We start from the raw sequence: 15,635 nt of genomic DNA on the forward strand, positions 1-15,635 counted from the left end.
GTAGAGGATACAGGGATCGGCATCGAGGAGGATAAGCAGCAGCAGATCTTCGAGGCGTTCCAGCAGGCCGATGGCGCGACGACCCGCAAATATGGCGGCACCGGACTGGGGCTCTCGATCAGTCTGCAGCTCGCGCATCTGCTCGGCGGCACGCTGACGCTGGACAGCCGGCGCGGCGTCGGCAGTACCTTTACGCTGCGCTTGCCGATCCGGACGGCGGCCGACGCAGCCAGCGAGAGCGGCGAGAGCAGAGGGCGCGGACGACGATGAGCGATCGCACATCTGGCAGGGACTTCCTCGACGACGGAGATAATGGTACACTTCCTATATAGCAATACTGTAAATCGGACACATCAAAGGAGCCTGTAATGGCTAAAATAAAAATTAAGTTTGTGTGCACGGATTGCGGCACCGAATCGCCGAAATGGTACGGCAAATGTCCAGGCTGCGGCGCTTGGAACACGATGGTCGAAGAGAAGGAAACGACGACCAAAACGCAAGGCATCGGCCTGTCGAATCTTCATGCGAAAGAAAAAGCGCTTCCGATCATACGTATAGAAGGAGCGGAGGAGCCGCGTATCGAGACACGGCTGGAGGAGCTAAATCGCGTCCTCGGTGGCGGCGTCGTGCCAGGCTCGCTGATCCTGGTCGGCGGCGACCCCGGCATCGGCAAGTCCACGCTGCTGCTGCAAACCTCGCATGCGCTCGCTTCCAAGGGGTTGACTGTACTCTATGTGTCGGGCGAGGAGTCGGTGCGTCAGACCCGGCTGCGCGCCGATCGGCTGGGCGCACTCACGGAGACGCTCTATGTGCTGTGCGAGACCAATCTGAATGATATCGCTGATGCGATCGACTCGATCAAGCCGGACTTCCTGGTCATCGACTCGATCCAGACGGTCTATGAGCCGAACGTCCAGTCCGCACCGGGCAGCGTCGCCCAGGTGAGGGAATGCACCGCGCACTTCATGCGGATCGCTAAGATTAAAGGCATCGCTACAGTGCTCGTCGGTCATGTGACCAAAGAGGGGGCCATCGCCGGACCGCGGCTGCTCGAGCATATGGTGGACTGCGTGCTCTACTTTGAAGGGGAGCGCCATCATACGTACCGGCTGCTGCGCGCTGTCAAAAACCGCTTCGGCTCGACCAATGAAATCGGCATCTTCGAGATGGAGGAGACAGGCCTCCGCGAGGTGACCAACCCTTCGGAGCTGTTCCTCTCCGAGCGTCCGCTCGGGGTGGCTGGCTCGACGGTCGTAGCCAGCATGGAAGGGACGCGGCCGATGCTGATCGAGCTGCAGGCGCTGGTGACGGCGACCAACTTCCCGTCTCCGCGGCGCACGACGACAGGCCTCGATCATAACCGGATGGCGCTCATCATCGCCGTGCTGGAGAAGCGGATGGGGATGTTCCTGCAAAATCAGGACGCCTATCTGAACGTCGCCGGCGGCGTCAAGCTCGATGAACCGGCTGTCGATCTGGCGGCAGCGATCTCGCTCGCCTCCAGCTTCCGCGATGTACCGACCCGGCCATATGACGTCGCCTTCGGCGAGATCGGGCTGACGGGCGAGGTCCGGGCCGTATCCCGGGCGGAGCAGCGAGTCAAGGAAGCGCAAAAGCTCGGATTCCGGCGTGTCATCATGCCGGAGAAAAGTCTAAAAGGATGGAAGCCGCCCGAAGGGATCGAGCTCATCGGCGTCAATACCGTCTCAGAAGCGCTCTCGGCAGCGCTTGGCTAGAGGAGGCCCTATGAAGGAATCAAACCAACAGGACATAACCAATCAACTGCTGCAGCTGGTGGCGCCCGGCACCGCGTTTCGCGAGGGTGTGGAGAACGTGCTGCGCGCCAAGACCGGGGCGCTCATCGTCGTCGGCTACAGCCCGGAGGTCATGGAGGTCGTCGATGGCGGCTTTTCCATCAACTGCGACTTCTCGCCCAACTATCTGTACGAGTTGGCGAAGATGGACGGCGCCATCATCCTCAGCGAGGACCTGCGGCGTATTCTGTTCGCCAATACGCAGCTGATCCCGGACAGCTCGATCCCGTCGTCGGAGACGGGCATCCGACATCGCACCGCCGAGCGGGTGGCCAAGCAGACCGGCAAGCTGGTCGTCTCGATCTCCCAACGCCGCAACGTCATCACCCTGTACCAAGGTCAGCTGCGCTATTCGCTCAAGGAGATGGGCGTCATCCTGACCAAGGCCAATCAAGCGATCCAGACACTCGAAAAGTACAAGGCCGTGCTCAGCCAAAGTCTGACGAATCTGTCGGCGTCCGAATTCGAAGAGCTGGTGACGCTGCAGGAGGTGGCTGGCGTCATCCAGCGTGTCGAGATGGTGCTGCGAATCAAGACGGAGATCAAGCGCTACGTCAACGAGCTGGGAACGGAGGGCCGCCTGATCAGTATGCAGATGGAGGAACTGGTGGGCGGGGTCGAGGAGGATGCGTGGTTCCTGCTTAAGGACTACGCGCGCGACAACAGCGATGATCGCATCCGCGAGATCCGCACCGGACTGAAGAAGATGAGCTCCGAGGAACTGCTTGATGTGCATCATATCGTACGTTTGCTGGGCTTCCCGTATACGAATACGATCGCCGACGAAGCGGTACTGCCGCGCGGCTATCGGCTGCTACACAAAATTCCGCGTTTGCCGATTATTATTATCCACAACCTGGTGGATCGCTTCAAATACTTGCCTGAGGTCGTGAGCGCCAGCATCGAGCAATTGGACGAGGTGGACGGCATCGGCGAGGTCCGTGCGCGCGCCATCAAGGAAGGGTTGAAGCGAATTCAAGAGCAGGTATTGATTGACAGGCAGATTTAATTGCCATACAATATTAGAATGCACTTCTATGCTTGTGTGACGACAAGTAGGAAGAAATGCAAATGGGCATAGTAAAGATGAGGTGGATAGAGATGATCGCAAAATCGATACCGAATCTTTTTACCATAGGCAATTTATTTTTAGGCGTGGTCGCGATTATCCTCGTATTCAACGAACGCCCTGAATATGCGGCGATGATGGTTATTATTGCGATGCTGCTCGATGGCGTAGACGGCAAGGTGGCCCGCGCACTTAATGTGCAGAGCGAGTTCGGGAAGGAGCTGGACTCCTTGTCGGACGTTATCTCGTTTGGCGTGGCGCCGGCATTTATTATGTATGTGGTGGCGTTCCAGGAGCTGAATCCTGCGGCGGCCTGGATTATCACCGCCCTGTTCCCGATCTGCGGCGCGCTGCGGCTGGCACGGTTCAACGTGATAGCTGGCACGCCGGGATATTTTATCGGGTTGCCGATTCCGGCTGCCGGAGGCGTGCTCTGTACATTGGCGTTGTTCTACCAGGACATTCCGGTGTCGGTGCTGCTGCTTAGTACGATGTTGCTGTCGTATCTGATGGTGAGCAAGGTCAAGTACCCCAACTTCAAAAAAGTCGGCATTCCGAAAAACGCGATCTGGATCATCCCGCTGGTCGTCGCTGTGGCGGTCGTGCTCGGCGTGATTTTCCCGGATCAGCTGTCCAAGATTATTTTCGTTCCGCTCGTGGCGTACGCACTGTACGGCCTAAAAAAAAACGTTGATCGTCGGCTTGCCGGACGCAAGCGCAAGCGGCGCGCTGCTTCCGTAGAGCATTCGGAGGAGACGGCTAACTCGGAGAACAGCGCCTAGCGCTGCTTCGCGTTCCGGGCGGCTGCGAATCATGAAGCGGCGAGCGAAGGACGGAGGACACCTGCACATTGTGCAGGTGTTTTTTCATGGATGAGCGGGCTCCGAGTATGGGATAGGGTATTAAACGAAGCTGTTGTTGGAAGCTGCTGTGGCATGTGGTAGGATTAGGTTGTTGGATAATATGATATGGAGTGTGATTTGCAATAGTGGAGCTTGTTTTGCAGAACCTGACAAAAAGCTTTGGTCAAAAAGAGGTCCTGGTCGGTGCGGATTTTCGTTTTGAACAGGGGAAGATTTATGGATTGCTCGGGCGCAACGGGGCCGGAAAGACGACCTTGTTTAATTGCCTGGGCGGAGAGATGCCGGTGGACGGCGGTAGTATGAAGCTGGTGGATGGCAAGCAAGAGCGGGAGTTGCAGGCAGCCGATGTCGGGTATGTGTATTCGCTCCCGATGTTGCCGGAGTTTCTGACAGGGTATGAGTTCATACGTTTCTTTGTTGATGTAAACAAGGCAGCGATTGCCGGCCGGGGCGACGATATAGGCGCGCTGTTCGATATGATGCGCATCGCCGAGGATGACCGGCACAAGCTGATTAAGCATTATTCTCATGGCATGAAAAATAAACTCCAGATGCTGCTCTTTCTGCTGATGAAGCCTCCCGTCATCTTGTTGGATGAGCCGCTGACTTCGTTTGATGTCATTATTGCTCTGGAGATGAAGCAGTTGCTGCGGGAGATGAAAGGCGACCATGTATTGATCTTCTCCACGCATATTTTGCAGTTAGCTGCAGATCTGTGCGATGAGTTGGTCGTCCTGAGCGGCGGCAAGCTATCGCGGGTTTCTACCGAGCTGTTGAATCGTCCGGATGTCGAACAGCAAGTGATCGAACTGCTCAGCGAAGAGATCGAAAGCGGAGCCGTCATATCTGAAAGCGGGCTGGAGCGGAGCGCAACCGGGAAGGAGCGAGGCGATGCCGGACGTGCTTAGGACGATTACCCTGATGTGGCAGCTGCAGACGACAACGCTGGCCAACCGATTGATCTATTATGCTCAGCGATTGCCCTTGATCGGCGGCAAAGTTAGCGATCGGGCGTATGCTGCTGTCCATACGAAGCGGATCGTTGGCGTGGCGGCGGTCATTTTACTCATTCTCGGCGGATTATTAGCGAGCTTCTTATATATTGGAATTATGCTGGCGCTGCCCGTGAATTTATGGGCGGACGAATGGGCTGTCGGTGAGCGGCGAGCTCTATTTCTGCATATGTATTTTTGCATTACGGTGTTGATGGCTGCGGTTTCGAGTGCCAAGGTGCTGGAGCCAAGCAAGATGAAATATACGGCCATTCGCTTGATGCGTATCGCGCCGACACGATTTATGCGAGCCGTTCTCATACACCGGTATACGACATTTTTTTTGTATCAAGCGGTGGCCATGACGGTCATTGGCGGCGGCCTGGGCATTACAGCTATGCAAGCATGGCTGCTGGTCGGCGCTGTGACCCTATGGCGCGTCGTATCCGAATGGCTGCACTTGGCGCTTTTCCGGCGTTGCGGGACGATACTGGTGAAGAAGACAGGAATCGTTAGCCTGGTGATGCTTATTACACTGGCTGTCGCTTATCTCCCGCTGCTATCGCTCCGTGCGATGCCGTTGTTCGGCGCGGCTTTACTCGGATGGCCTGTCCTGTTGGCGCTGCTGCTTGCAGGAGTAGTCGCCGGATATGTGCTGCTGAAAAAGACGGATTTCACGGCTCCGGTGCGAGCGGCGACGAAGCACGATGATCCGTTGCTCAATATAGAGCAGATGATAGCGGAATCCCAACAAAAAAGCATCCGGGCAAAAGATAGCGACCTTACCCAGGTCAGCGAGCTTCCGTTAAGTGACATGGCTGGGGGAGGCGCACCAAAGCAAGGTTATGCCTATATTCAACAGGTATTTGTTGCGCGACATCGCAGCCTGATCCGCGCGCCGCTCCGCAAGCGATTGGGGGCGATCGGCGTAATCGGCGTCGTGTTGGTATGTGTGGCGCTGCTGTTTGGAGAAATGCTGGATTTGGCGACCATCGAGCGGTATGTTCCGTTCATCCTATTGGCGATGTTTTATTTGACGATGGGCGACCAGCTATGTAAGGTATTTTTTTATCATTGCGATATGCCGATGATGCGTTATTCTTTTTATCGCAAGGATGCAAGTCAGCATTTTCGTTTGCGACTTGGCCGGTTGCTGAGGATGAACGCTCTGATCGGTACGTGGCTAGCTGTTGTTCTAAGTGTGTTCGTCCTGATGGTGTCTGGGGGAACAGGCGCCAGCCTGCTGTCGGCTATTTGGGTGCTGACGTTGGCGCTCACTGTTTTTTTCTCGGTGCATCATTTGATCCTGTATTACTTGCTTCAGCCTTATACAACTGAGCTGAATACGAAAAATCCATTTTTCATTTTGCTGAACAGTCTAGTTTCCGCTAGCTTTCTTGTGACGATGTGGCTTGGCCCGAGTCCTTGGCTATTCACGATCATCGTCGCGGCGTTATCGGTGGCGTACTTGCTTAGCGCTGTGCCGCTCGTCTCGAGATATGCGGAACGTCGTTTTCGGCTAAGATAATCAGATGGTACAGGCAGCCCGCTTGGATAACCGCGAATTCGGCTTCGCGCATCCAGCGGGTTATTTGCATTCGATCGATGGGTTATGGACAGGTTGTGCACAAATTGTGCGTAACAGGGGATAAGTATGTGGATAACCCTGTGGTTATTGGGGATAACCTTGTGGATTCTTCTACAGATTCGATTCCGTGCCTTTTCGGCCCGTTTTCAACAGCCAGGAGGTTGCAGAAAATGATTGTCCACATCTGGATAACTTGTTGGACATGATCAACAAAAAAAGCCGTCTGGTCGACGGCCTTCAGAATTAAGCATCTAAGCAACATGCGTCGCCTGGAGGCGGCGCGGGATCATGTGAGATTGAACAGTCCGAGCGTAGAGCACTTCTGCGACTCGGCGTCGACGACTTCCTCAAGCTGGACCTCGAGCAGATTGCACAGGGCGGACATGTAGAACAACTGCTTGCCGAGCTCCGACTTCAGCACGTCCTTACAGTGCTCGCACAGTCCGCCATGCATATGGCTCTCCAGCTGTGTGCGGGCATCTTTCCAGGCCAACTCTTCGGGAAAGTCCTGCTTGCGAGCATGCAGCTCGACGCAGCCGCATTCGGTTACGGCCTTCGTGACAGCTCGGTTGACAGATGCGCCGGCTTGCCCGTATTTCGACAAAACGTCAAGCAAACTCCGGTGACGAAGCAGCAATTCGGATACCTGCTGCTGAAATTGCTCCAGTGATGGGGCGCTCATCAGTTCCACCTCATTCCATGATTTGCTTTCCTTTTCCATTATAGTCGATATAGCGGTTGCACACAAAAATTCTTTTTGGCTATCAGCGGCGAGGCAGGTGTCTCAAGTTAGAGGAGGGGCCCTGTTTAAGGTGCGAAAAACTGGAACATACTGGGTAGTGGAGGTGTGAATCGAGATGATGAAACGAATGATTCAGTTGCTTGGTCTTATCTTAGGAGGCATGTTGGGCACGGAGTTGAACCAACAAATACACGGCGCGCTGCTGCGATCGCAAGGGCTGCTCCCGATGTCCGAATACTCCGGTACGCATTACTTGAGCCTCGCGGCAGGTGCGCTGGGCGGTTGGCTGCTCGCGACCCTGCTGGCGGGACCGATCCTGGGGCTGCTGAAACGGGCGAGCGAGCAGGCGGCCGAGCTGCCGATGGGCGACCTGGTCTCTGGCATCGCCGGTCTGATCTCGGGTCTGGCGGTGGCTGCGTTGGTGTTCCCTGCGATGTCGCAGCTCAGCGGCGCCTGGCTGTTGCTGCCCGCTGCCTTGACGTTGTTCCTTGGTTATATGGGACTAAGGATCGGCTGGATGAAGCGCGAGGCGCTCATCGGAGCATACGAGACGTTCCTGGCTTCGCGGGCGCCGCAGGAGCCGCTGCCGGATCAGCCGCGCTTCGAGGAGCACAAGATCCTCGATACGAGTGTGATCATCGATGGACGAATCGCGGACATCTGCAAGACAGGGTTCATCGAAGGAACGCTGGTCATCCCCGAGTTCGTCCTGGAGGAGCTGCAGCATATCGCCGACTCGTCGGATCTGCTCAAGCGCAACCGAGGCCGTCGTGGTCTGGATATCCTCAACAAAATTCAGAAGGAGCTGAACGTGCATGTGCTGATCTACGAAGGGGACTTCGAGGAAATCGGCGAGGTCGACAGCAAGCTGGTGAAGCTGGCCAAGGTACTGGGCGGCAAGGTTGTCACCAACGACTTCAACCTGAACAAGGTGTGCGAGCTGCAAGGCGTCTCGGTGCTCAATATTAACGATCTGGCCAACTCGGTCAAGCCGGTCGTCCTGCCGGGCGAAGAGATCGTCGTCCAGGTGATTAAGGACGGCAAGGAGCATGGCCAGGGCGTCGCTTATCTGGATGACGGGACAATGATCGTCGTTGAGGGCGGGCGCGACTCGATCGGCATGACGATGGAGGTGCTGGTGACGAGCGTGCTCCAGACGTCCGCCGGCCGGATGATCTTTGCCAAGCCGAAGCTGCTCGAGCGCGCGCAGTAATGGTCCCTTTTGAACAAAACCCCTTTATGAAACGCAATCTTACCTGTATGATGGAGATAGCAAATGATGCCATGACTTATGCGTCATGGCGCAGCTAGCCAATCCACGAGCAAGGCAGGTCAGACAATCCAATGCAGAATAATACATGGGCGGCGGTCGTCGTCGCGGCTGGTCGCGGCACCCGCATGGGCTCGGCCGAGAGCAAGCAATATCTGTCGCTCGGCGGCAAGCCGATCCTGGCGCGCTCGCTGGCGCTGTTCCAGTCGATGCCGGAGGTTGCCGAGATCGTGCTGGTCGTAGGTACCGCGGACGTCGAGCGCTGCGGCGAATTCACCCGGTCGTACGGGCTGGACAAGCTGGTCCGCATCGTACCCGGCGGCGCCGACCGTCAGGAGTCGGTCTATCTCGGGCTCCAGGCGGTGACGCAGCCGTGGGTGCTGGTGCATGACGGCGTCCGCCCGCTCGTCAGCGCTGCGGCGGTGCGCCGCTGTTGCGATCAGGCCGAGCGGCTGGGCGCGGCGGTGCTGGCCGTACCGGTCAAGGATACGATCAAACAGGTGGATGGAGACGGGCTGATCACAGCCACTCCGGATCGGAATAGCTTGTGGGCGATTCAGACGCCGCAGGCTTTTCGCTATGAGCTGCTGCTGTCGGCTCATGAAGCGGCGCGAGCCGCCGGGTTCAGCGGAACGGACGACGCGATGGTCGTCGAGCGCGCTGGCGAGCCGGTTGCGGTAGCGGAGGGCGAGTATACCAACATCAAAATAACGACACCGGAGGATCTGCCGTATGCGGAGTTCTTGCTGACGCAAGGCATCGGCGAGCCCTGCGGGAGAGGAGACTAGACTTATGATTCGGGTAGGACAAGGGTTCGATGTGCATCAGCTGGCGGAGGGGCGTCCTTGCATCATCGGCGGCGTCACGATTCCTTATGAGCGGGGGCTGCTGGGCCATTCGGATGCCGATGTGCTGCTGCATGCGATTAGCGATGCGGTGCTGGGGGCGCTGGCGCTCGGCGATATCGGCAAGCATTTCCCCGATACCGACGAAGCCTACAAGGACGCGGACAGCCTCAAGCTGTTGATCGACGTCTGGGCGTTAATCCGCGAGAGAGGGTATAAGCTGGGCAATCTGGATGCGACGATTATCGCTCAGGCTCCGAAGATGGCGCCTTACATCCCGCAGATGGTCGAGGTCATCGCACGCGCGCTGGAAGCTGAGCCGTCGCAGGTGAACGTCAAGGCGACGACAACCGAGTGGCTTGGCTTTGCCGGTCGCGGCGAGGGGATCGCCTCCCAGGCGGTTGTCTGTCTGATTCGGGATGTGCTATGATTTTGCAATGATAAAGGGCAGCTCGCGCCAGCATCGACGGGGCGCGTGGCATGAAGGAGAGGAATATGACTATGGCACAAGAAGTCCGCGTGCGCTACGCGCCGTCACCGACCGGGCATCTGCATATCGGCAACGCCAGAACGGCCTTATTTAATTATCTGTTCGCCCGCAGTCAGGGCGGCAAGTTCATCATCCGCATCGAGGATACCGACCTGAAGCGCAATGTCGCAGGCGGCGAAGAAAACCAATTGAACTATCTGAAATGGCTCGGCGTCGACTGGGACGAGAGCATCGATATCGGCGGCGGCTACGGGCCGTACCGCCAGACGGAGCGGCTGGACATCTATCGCAACCACTACGAGGAGCTGCTGGAGCAAGGGCTGGCCTATCGCTGCTACTGCACCGAGGAGGAGCTCGAGCAGGAGCGCGAAGAGCAGACGGCGCGCGGCGAGACGCCACGCTACTCGGGCAAGCATCGCGAGCTGACGGCGGAGCAGCAGCAGGCTTTCGAGGCGGAGGGGCGGGTGCCGAGCATCCGCTTCCGTGTGCCGGAGGGCCGGACCTATGCCTTCCACGATATGGTCAAGGGGGATATCCGCTTCGACACGGCGGAGATGGGCGACTTCGTCATCGTCAAGAAGGACGGCATCCCGACGTACAACTTCGCCGTCGTCATCGACGACTATCTGATGCGTATCAGCCATGTGCTGCGCGGCGAGGATCATATCTCCAACACGCCGCGCCAGCTGATGATCTACGAGGCGTTCGGCTGGGAGCCGCCGGTCTTCGCCCATATGACGCTGATCGTCAATGAGCAGCGCAAAAAGCTGAGCAAGCGCGACGAGTCGATCATCCAGTTCATCGAGCAGTACGACGAGCTCGGCTATCTGCCGGAGGCGCTCTTCAACTTCATCGCGCTGCTGGGCTGGTCGCCGGAGGGCGAGCAGGAGATCTTCACGCGTGGCGAGCTGGTGGACATCTTCAACGCTGCCCGTCTCTCCAAGAGCACGGCGGTGTTCGATACACAAAAGCTGAGCTGGATGAATAATGAATATATCAAGAAGGCGGAGCCTGCCCGGATCGCCGAGCTGGCCTTGCCGTATCTGCAGCGAGCCGGCCGGCTGCCAGAGGTGCTGACCGAGGCGCAACGCGCCTGGACGGACGAACTGGTCGCCCTCTATCAGGAGAAGTTGACTTGTGTGTCGGAGATCGTCCCGCAGACAACGCTATTCTTCAAGGACGAGATCGAGGATGAGGCGGAGGCGGCAGCCGTGCTGGCGGAGGAGCAGGTGCCCGCTGTGCTGGCGGCGTTCGCTGCCCAATTGGACAGCGCCGAGGGGCCGCTCACGGCTGACAGCGTCAAGCCGATGATCAAGGCGGTGCAAAAGGAGACCGGCGCCAAGGGCAAGCAATTGTTCATGCCGATCCGTGCCGCCGTGACCGGACAGACGCATGGACCGGATCTTAATATGACGCTGCAGCTGCTCGGTCAGGAGAAGGTGCGGGCGCGGCTCGCGGTCCGATTGGCCTAGTCGAGCGAGCCAGCAGGGGGCGCGCAGGCCTCCTTCCTCGCAGCGACCATGCTGGCGCCTTGTCATCCCCGGGGGTTCAGAGTATACTAGGGGTACGAATTTGATGGCAACGGCTATTAATGCTGTGAAAGATACACGGCGTCAACGATACAAGAGCAGCTATGAACAGGAAAAGTAAGCCGATCGCGAGATTCCAGAGAGAGCGACCAGCGCAGGGGCGGGCATCCCGTACCGGCGCGGGCTGGGAGTCGCTCATCTCCGTCGGACGAACATGCACCTGGGAGCCGCGCACCGAGCCTGTCTCTCTCGGAAGACAGGGGTAGGCTGCGCCGCAGGCCTGCGTTACAGGCGACACAAGGGGGATAGACGCGGCCGCGATGGCCGTCAGGCGTCTGTCCAAGCAGAGTGGGACCGCGTCGAGACGTCTCTGCAGCGTAGGCTGCAGGGGCGTCTTTTAATTTAGGTAAAGAGGTGGGCAGGATGGGTCACATCCGATCGGATATACAAGCGGTGCTGGACAATGATCCGGCAGCCCGCAATACATGGGAGGTCATCTTCACCTACTCGGGGCTCCACGCGATCTGGGCGCATCGTCTCGCGCACGCCTTCCATCGACGAGGCATGCCGACGCTGGCGCGCTGGATCTCCCAGGTCAGCCGATTCTTCACTGGCATCGAGATCCACCCCGGGGCCCAGATCGGCCGTGGCCTGTTCATCGACCACGGGATGGGCGTCGTCATCGGCGAGACATGCGAGATCGGCGAGAATGTCGTCATCTATCAGGGTGTCACACTGGGCGGGACCGGCAAGGAGCGCGGCAAGCGCCATCCGACGATCGGCAACAATGTCGTCATCTCGTCGGGCGCCAAAGTACTGGGCTCCTTCACCGTAGGGGACAATGTGAATATCGGCGCCAACTCGGTCGTGCTCAGCGAGGTGCCGGACAACAGCACCGTCGTCGGCATCCCTGGCCGAATCGTCAAGCGCAACGGCGTGCGGGTGAAGGACCGGCTCGATCATACGCAGATGCCCGACCCGGTCGTCGAGATGTTCCGGCAGATGCAGGCCGAGATCCAGCAACTGCGCTCGGAGCTGGCGCGGGTCGGCGGGCAGCCGGAGCCGCAGTCTGCGAGCGAGGACGGTCAAGCGGAGACGGAAGAGGGCAAGCAGCCGATAAGCAGTGGGAGGAATACAAGACCATGAATGTAATGATCTATAATACGCTGTCCCGGCAACGGGAGGCGTTCGTGCCGCAGGAGCCAGGCAAAGTGAAAATGTACGTCTGCGGTCCGACCGTCTATGACTATATCCATATCGGCAATGCAAGGCCGGTTATCTTCTTCGATGTCGTGCGCCGCTATCTGGAGTCGATCGGCAACGAGGTGAACTATATCGTCAACTTCACCGATGTCGACGACAAGCTGATCCGCAAGGCCGAGCAGCTCGGCACAACAGTGCCCGAGGTCGCCGAGCGGTTCATCGACGCCTTCAATCGCGACATCGAAGCGCTCGGCGTGCGCAAGGCGACGCTTAATCCGCGCGTGACGGAGCATGTCGACGACATCGTTGCCTTTATCGCCGGTCTGGTCGACAAGGACTTCGCGTATGCCAGCGAGGGCGATGTGTACTTCCGCACCGCCCGTTTCGCCGATTACGGCCAGCTGTCGCATCAGAATCTCGAGGAGCTGCAGCTCGGCATCCGCATCGGGATCGACGAGCGCAAGGAGGATGCCCGCGACTTCGTGCTGTGGAAGGGCGCCAAGCCGGGCGAGATCTTCTGGGAGAGCCCCTGGGGGCCTGGACGTCCGGGCTGGCATATCGAGTGCTCGGCGATGGCGCGCAAGTACCTCGGCGATACGCTCGACATCCACGGCGGCGGACATGACCTGCAATTCCCGCATCACGAGTGCGAGGCGGCGCAGTCAGAGGCGCTGACCGGCAGGCCGCTGGCGAAGTACTGGATGCATAACGGTTATATCCATATCAACAACGAGAAGATGTCCAAGTCGCTCGGCAACGGCATCACGGTGCATGAGCTGCTCAAGCAGACGAAGCCGGAGGCGATCCGTTACTTCATGCTGTCGACGCACTACCGCAGCCCGCTCAACTTCAGCAGCGAGACGATCAAGCAGGCCGAGAACAGCGTCGAGCGGATCCGCAATTGCCGGGATAATCTGCAGCACCGGCTGCAGGCGATGCGGGTCGAGTCGGATCGTCCGCTCCCGGGGCCCAAGCCGGAGCTGAGCGAGCGCATCCGGCAGATTCGCGAGACGTTCCAGCTCAAGATGAACGACGACTTCAATACGCCGGATGCGATCACGGCCTGGTTCGAGCTGGTGAGCGAGGCGAATCAGTATCTGCAGCGCGACGTCGTCTCGGCGCAGGATCTGGAGGCATTGCTGGCGCTGACGAGTGCGCTTGATCGCGTGCTCGGCCTGCTGCCGATCGAGCAGGAGGCGGACGGTCTGGCGGCCGAAGAGGTGGAACGGCTGATCGAGGAGCGGATCGCGGCGCGCAAGGCCAAGGACTGGGCGCGCGCCGACGAGCTGCGCGATCAGCTGGCGGACGCGGGCATCGTCCTCGAGGATACGCCGCAGGGCATCCGCTGGCGGCGCAAATGACGGGGCCCCGCGCAGGAGGCGAGTCGGCGGACGGTCTGTGGTTCCATGAGCCGGCGAAGCCGCCGCATCTGATGAATCCCGTCGTCCTGGCTTATATCGGCGATGCGGTGTTCGAGCTGCTGGTCCGCCAGTATCTGCTATCGCAGCCGAACCACAAGCTGCATCATCTGCACGCCAAGGCGGTCTCCTATGTCTCGGCCAAGGCCCAGAGCGCGCTGCTGCGGCGGTTGCGGCCGCTGCTCACCGAGGAGGAGGCCGATATCGTGCGGCGGGGGCGCAATGCCAAGTCGGGGTCGCCCCCCAAAAACGCTGATGTCCAGGAATATCGGCATGCCACGTCGCTGGAATGCCTGATCGGCTATCTGTATTGTCAGCGGCGGACGGAGCGTCTGGAGCAGCTGTTGGCCTACGCCTGGAACGTCGACGCGGCAGGACGGGATGAACATCAACCAGAGGAGGGGACGCAGGATGGACACTGAGCATCAGGAAGAATGGATCGTCGGCAAGCATCCAGTGCTGGAGGCGCTGCGCTCCGGTCGGGAGATCAACAAGCTGTGGATCGCCGAGAGCGCGCAAAAAAATCTGACCTTGCCGATCGTGGCCGAGGCCAAAAAGCACGGCGTCATCATCCAATACGCGGACAAGCGCAAGCTGGATCAAATGGCGGGTGGTGTGCAGCATCAGGGCGTCGTCGCCCAAGCGGCGGCCTATCGATACGCGGAGATCGAGGAGATACTGGAGAAGGCGCGCACGCAGGGCGAGGAGCCGTTCCTGCTGCTGCTCGACGAGATTGAGGACCCGCATAATCTCGGCTCGATCCTGCGGACCGCCGAGTGCACGGGCGCGCACGGCGTCATCATCCCCAAGCGTCGCTCGGCGTCGCTCGGCGCGACGGTGTACAAGACGTCGGCCGGCGCGGTGGAGCATGTGCCGGTAGCACGAGTCACCAACCTGGCGCAGACGATCGAGTCGCTCAAGAAGCAAGGGATCTGGATCGCAGGCACCGATGTGGCGGCGGAGCAGGATGTGTACCGGTCCAATCTCGATCTGCCGCTGGCGATCGTCATCGGCAATGAAGGCAAGGGCATCGGCCGGCTGATCCGGGAAAAATGCGACTTCCTTATCAAGCTGCCGATGCTCGGCAAGCTGAACTCGCTGAATGCTTCGGTGGCGGCGGGCGTGCTCATGTACGAAGTCGTCCGCCAGCGGGCGGCGGGCTCCGCCGCCAAGGGCTAGGGATGCGGCGGCAGGATGTGCTGTTGGTCGACGGCTACAACATGATCGGCGCCTGGCCGGAGCTGGAGCGGCTCAAGGAGCTCGGGCTGGAGGAGGCGCGGGACCGGCTGCTGGAGCTGCTGGCCGATTATCAGGGCTTCACTGGCATGCAGGTGATCGTCATTTTTGACGCGCATCGGGTCCCGGGGCACGGCGCTACGTACAAGCAGTTCAACCTGACGGTCATCTATACGCGGGAGAAGGAGACGGCGGACGAGGTCGTCGAGCGGCTCGTCGGCGAGCTCAAGCAGCGCGGACGCAACATCTACGTCGCCACCTCGGATATGGCCGAGCAGCATATTGCCTTTGGCAAGGGCGCGCTCCGGCTGTCGGCGCGCGAGCTGCTGATCGAGCTGGGGCAGAATCGCAAGGAGCTGGAGCAGCGGCTGAAGTCCGACGAGGCTGTCCCGCCCCGGCGCAACCCGCTCGACGACAAGCTCAGTCTGGACGTGAGGACGCGGCTGGAGCGGCTGCGGAGGGGCGGCAAGCCAGATGCTTGAGAAGGATGGTTAAGCAGGATGTTCCTCGCACTTCCGTACGAAGAGGAGCAGTTGTTCTGTTGACGCCTCAAGGTTACATAATGTATACTGATCC

Annotated in this window: 16 protein-coding genes; 15 read left to right on the forward strand and 1 reads right to left on the reverse strand. The window is 59.2% G+C overall.

Annotated elements, in window-relative coordinates; translation table 11 throughout:
* The 6 genes from PA598K_RS36570 to PA598K_RS26880 all read left to right on the forward strand — a co-directional run.
* Positions 1-270, forward strand: a 270-nt coding sequence (locus PA598K_RS36570) for an ATP-binding protein (protein WP_260405638.1), incomplete at its 5' end; no start/stop codon positions are given.
* 98 nt (positions 271-368) lie between these two features.
* A complete protein-coding gene (gene radA, locus PA598K_RS26860) occupies positions 369-1,736 on the forward strand; it encodes a DNA repair protein RadA (protein ID WP_128659899.1) in 1,368 nt (455 codons plus the stop codon).
* Between the two features lie 10 nt (positions 1,737-1,746).
* On the forward strand, positions 1,747-2,823 hold the full coding sequence (disA, locus tag PA598K_RS26865) for a DNA integrity scanning diadenylate cyclase DisA (protein ID WP_128659900.1): 1,077 nt from the start codon (positions 1,747-1,749) through the stop codon (positions 2,821-2,823).
* A 92-nt stretch (positions 2,824-2,915) separates the two neighbouring features.
* Positions 2,916-3,665, forward strand: coding sequence for a CDP-diacylglycerol--serine O-phosphatidyltransferase (pssA, locus tag PA598K_RS26870; protein ID WP_128659901.1), 750 nt, complete (start codon positions 2,916-2,918; stop codon positions 3,663-3,665).
* A gap of 206 nt (positions 3,666-3,871) precedes the next feature.
* On the forward strand, positions 3,872-4,654 hold the full coding sequence (locus tag PA598K_RS26875; protein WP_128659902.1) for an ABC transporter ATP-binding protein: 783 nt from the start codon (positions 3,872-3,874) through the stop codon (positions 4,652-4,654).
* 76 nt (positions 4,655-4,730) lie between these two features.
* Entirely contained in the window at positions 4,731-6,266 is a 1,536-nt protein-coding gene (locus PA598K_RS26880; RefSeq protein ID WP_185602248.1) for a hypothetical protein, read from the forward strand.
* A 346-nt stretch (positions 6,267-6,612) separates the two neighbouring features.
* On the opposite strand, the gene PA598K_RS26885 is transcribed toward PA598K_RS26880, so the two are convergent.
* A complete protein-coding gene (locus PA598K_RS26885) occupies positions 6,613-7,008 on the reverse strand; it encodes a DUF1573 domain-containing protein (RefSeq protein WP_128659904.1) in 396 nt (131 codons plus the stop codon).
* A gap of 175 nt (positions 7,009-7,183) precedes the next feature.
* Between PA598K_RS26885 and PA598K_RS26890 the strand changes: the two genes are divergently transcribed.
* The 9 genes from PA598K_RS26890 to PA598K_RS26930 all read left to right on the forward strand — a co-directional run bounded on the left by PA598K_RS26890 (position 7,184) and on the right by PA598K_RS26930 (position 15,541).
* Positions 7,184-8,281: a PIN/TRAM domain-containing protein gene (locus PA598K_RS26890; protein ID WP_128659905.1), complete on the forward strand. Its 1,098-nt coding sequence runs from the start codon at positions 7,184-7,186 to the stop codon at positions 8,279-8,281.
* A 131-nt stretch (positions 8,282-8,412) separates the two neighbouring features.
* Positions 8,413-9,126, forward strand: coding sequence for a 2-C-methyl-D-erythritol 4-phosphate cytidylyltransferase (gene ispD / locus PA598K_RS26895; RefSeq protein ID WP_128659906.1), 714 nt, complete (start codon positions 8,413-8,415; stop codon positions 9,124-9,126).
* 4 nt (positions 9,127-9,130) lie between these two features.
* The gene (gene ispF, locus PA598K_RS26900; protein WP_128659907.1) at positions 9,131-9,613 is read left to right on the forward strand and encodes a 2-C-methyl-D-erythritol 2,4-cyclodiphosphate synthase; all 483 of its coding nucleotides are present in this window, start codon (positions 9,131-9,133) and stop codon (positions 9,611-9,613) included.
* Positions 9,614-9,684: 71 nt separating this feature from the next.
* Positions 9,685-11,145 (forward strand): glutamate--tRNA ligase, encoded by a 1,461-nt coding sequence (gene gltX, locus PA598K_RS26905; protein WP_128659908.1) that lies wholly within the window; start codon positions 9,685-9,687, stop codon positions 11,143-11,145.
* Positions 11,146-11,625: 480 nt separating this feature from the next.
* The gene (gene cysE, locus PA598K_RS26910; RefSeq protein ID WP_260405639.1) at positions 11,626-12,348 is read left to right on the forward strand and encodes a serine O-acetyltransferase; all 723 of its coding nucleotides are present in this window, start codon (positions 11,626-11,628) and stop codon (positions 12,346-12,348) included.
* Complete coding sequence (gene cysS, locus PA598K_RS26915; protein WP_128659909.1) at positions 12,345-13,766, forward strand: cysteine--tRNA ligase; 1,422 nt, start codon at positions 12,345-12,347, stop codon at positions 13,764-13,766. The genes cysE and cysS overlap by 4 nt, the downstream gene beginning before the upstream one ends.
* Complete coding sequence (locus PA598K_RS26920; RefSeq protein WP_128659910.1) at positions 13,763-14,245, forward strand: Mini-ribonuclease 3; 483 nt, start codon at positions 13,763-13,765, stop codon at positions 14,243-14,245. Before cysS ends, PA598K_RS26920 begins: the two co-directional genes overlap by 4 nt.
* Positions 14,235-15,002: a 23S rRNA (guanosine(2251)-2'-O)-methyltransferase RlmB gene (gene rlmB / locus PA598K_RS26925; protein ID WP_128659911.1), complete on the forward strand. Its 768-nt coding sequence runs from the start codon at positions 14,235-14,237 to the stop codon at positions 15,000-15,002. Before PA598K_RS26920 ends, rlmB begins: the two co-directional genes overlap by 11 nt.
* 2 nt (positions 15,003-15,004) lie before the next feature.
* Complete coding sequence (locus tag PA598K_RS26930) at positions 15,005-15,541, forward strand: NYN domain-containing protein (protein ID WP_128659912.1); 537 nt, start codon at positions 15,005-15,007, stop codon at positions 15,539-15,541.
* Positions 15,542-15,635 lie beyond the last annotated feature (94 nt).

The organism is Paenibacillus sp. 598K (genome assembly GCF_003851045.1).
Classification (GTDB): domain Bacteria; phylum Bacillota; class Bacilli; order Paenibacillales; family Paenibacillaceae; genus Paenibacillus_D.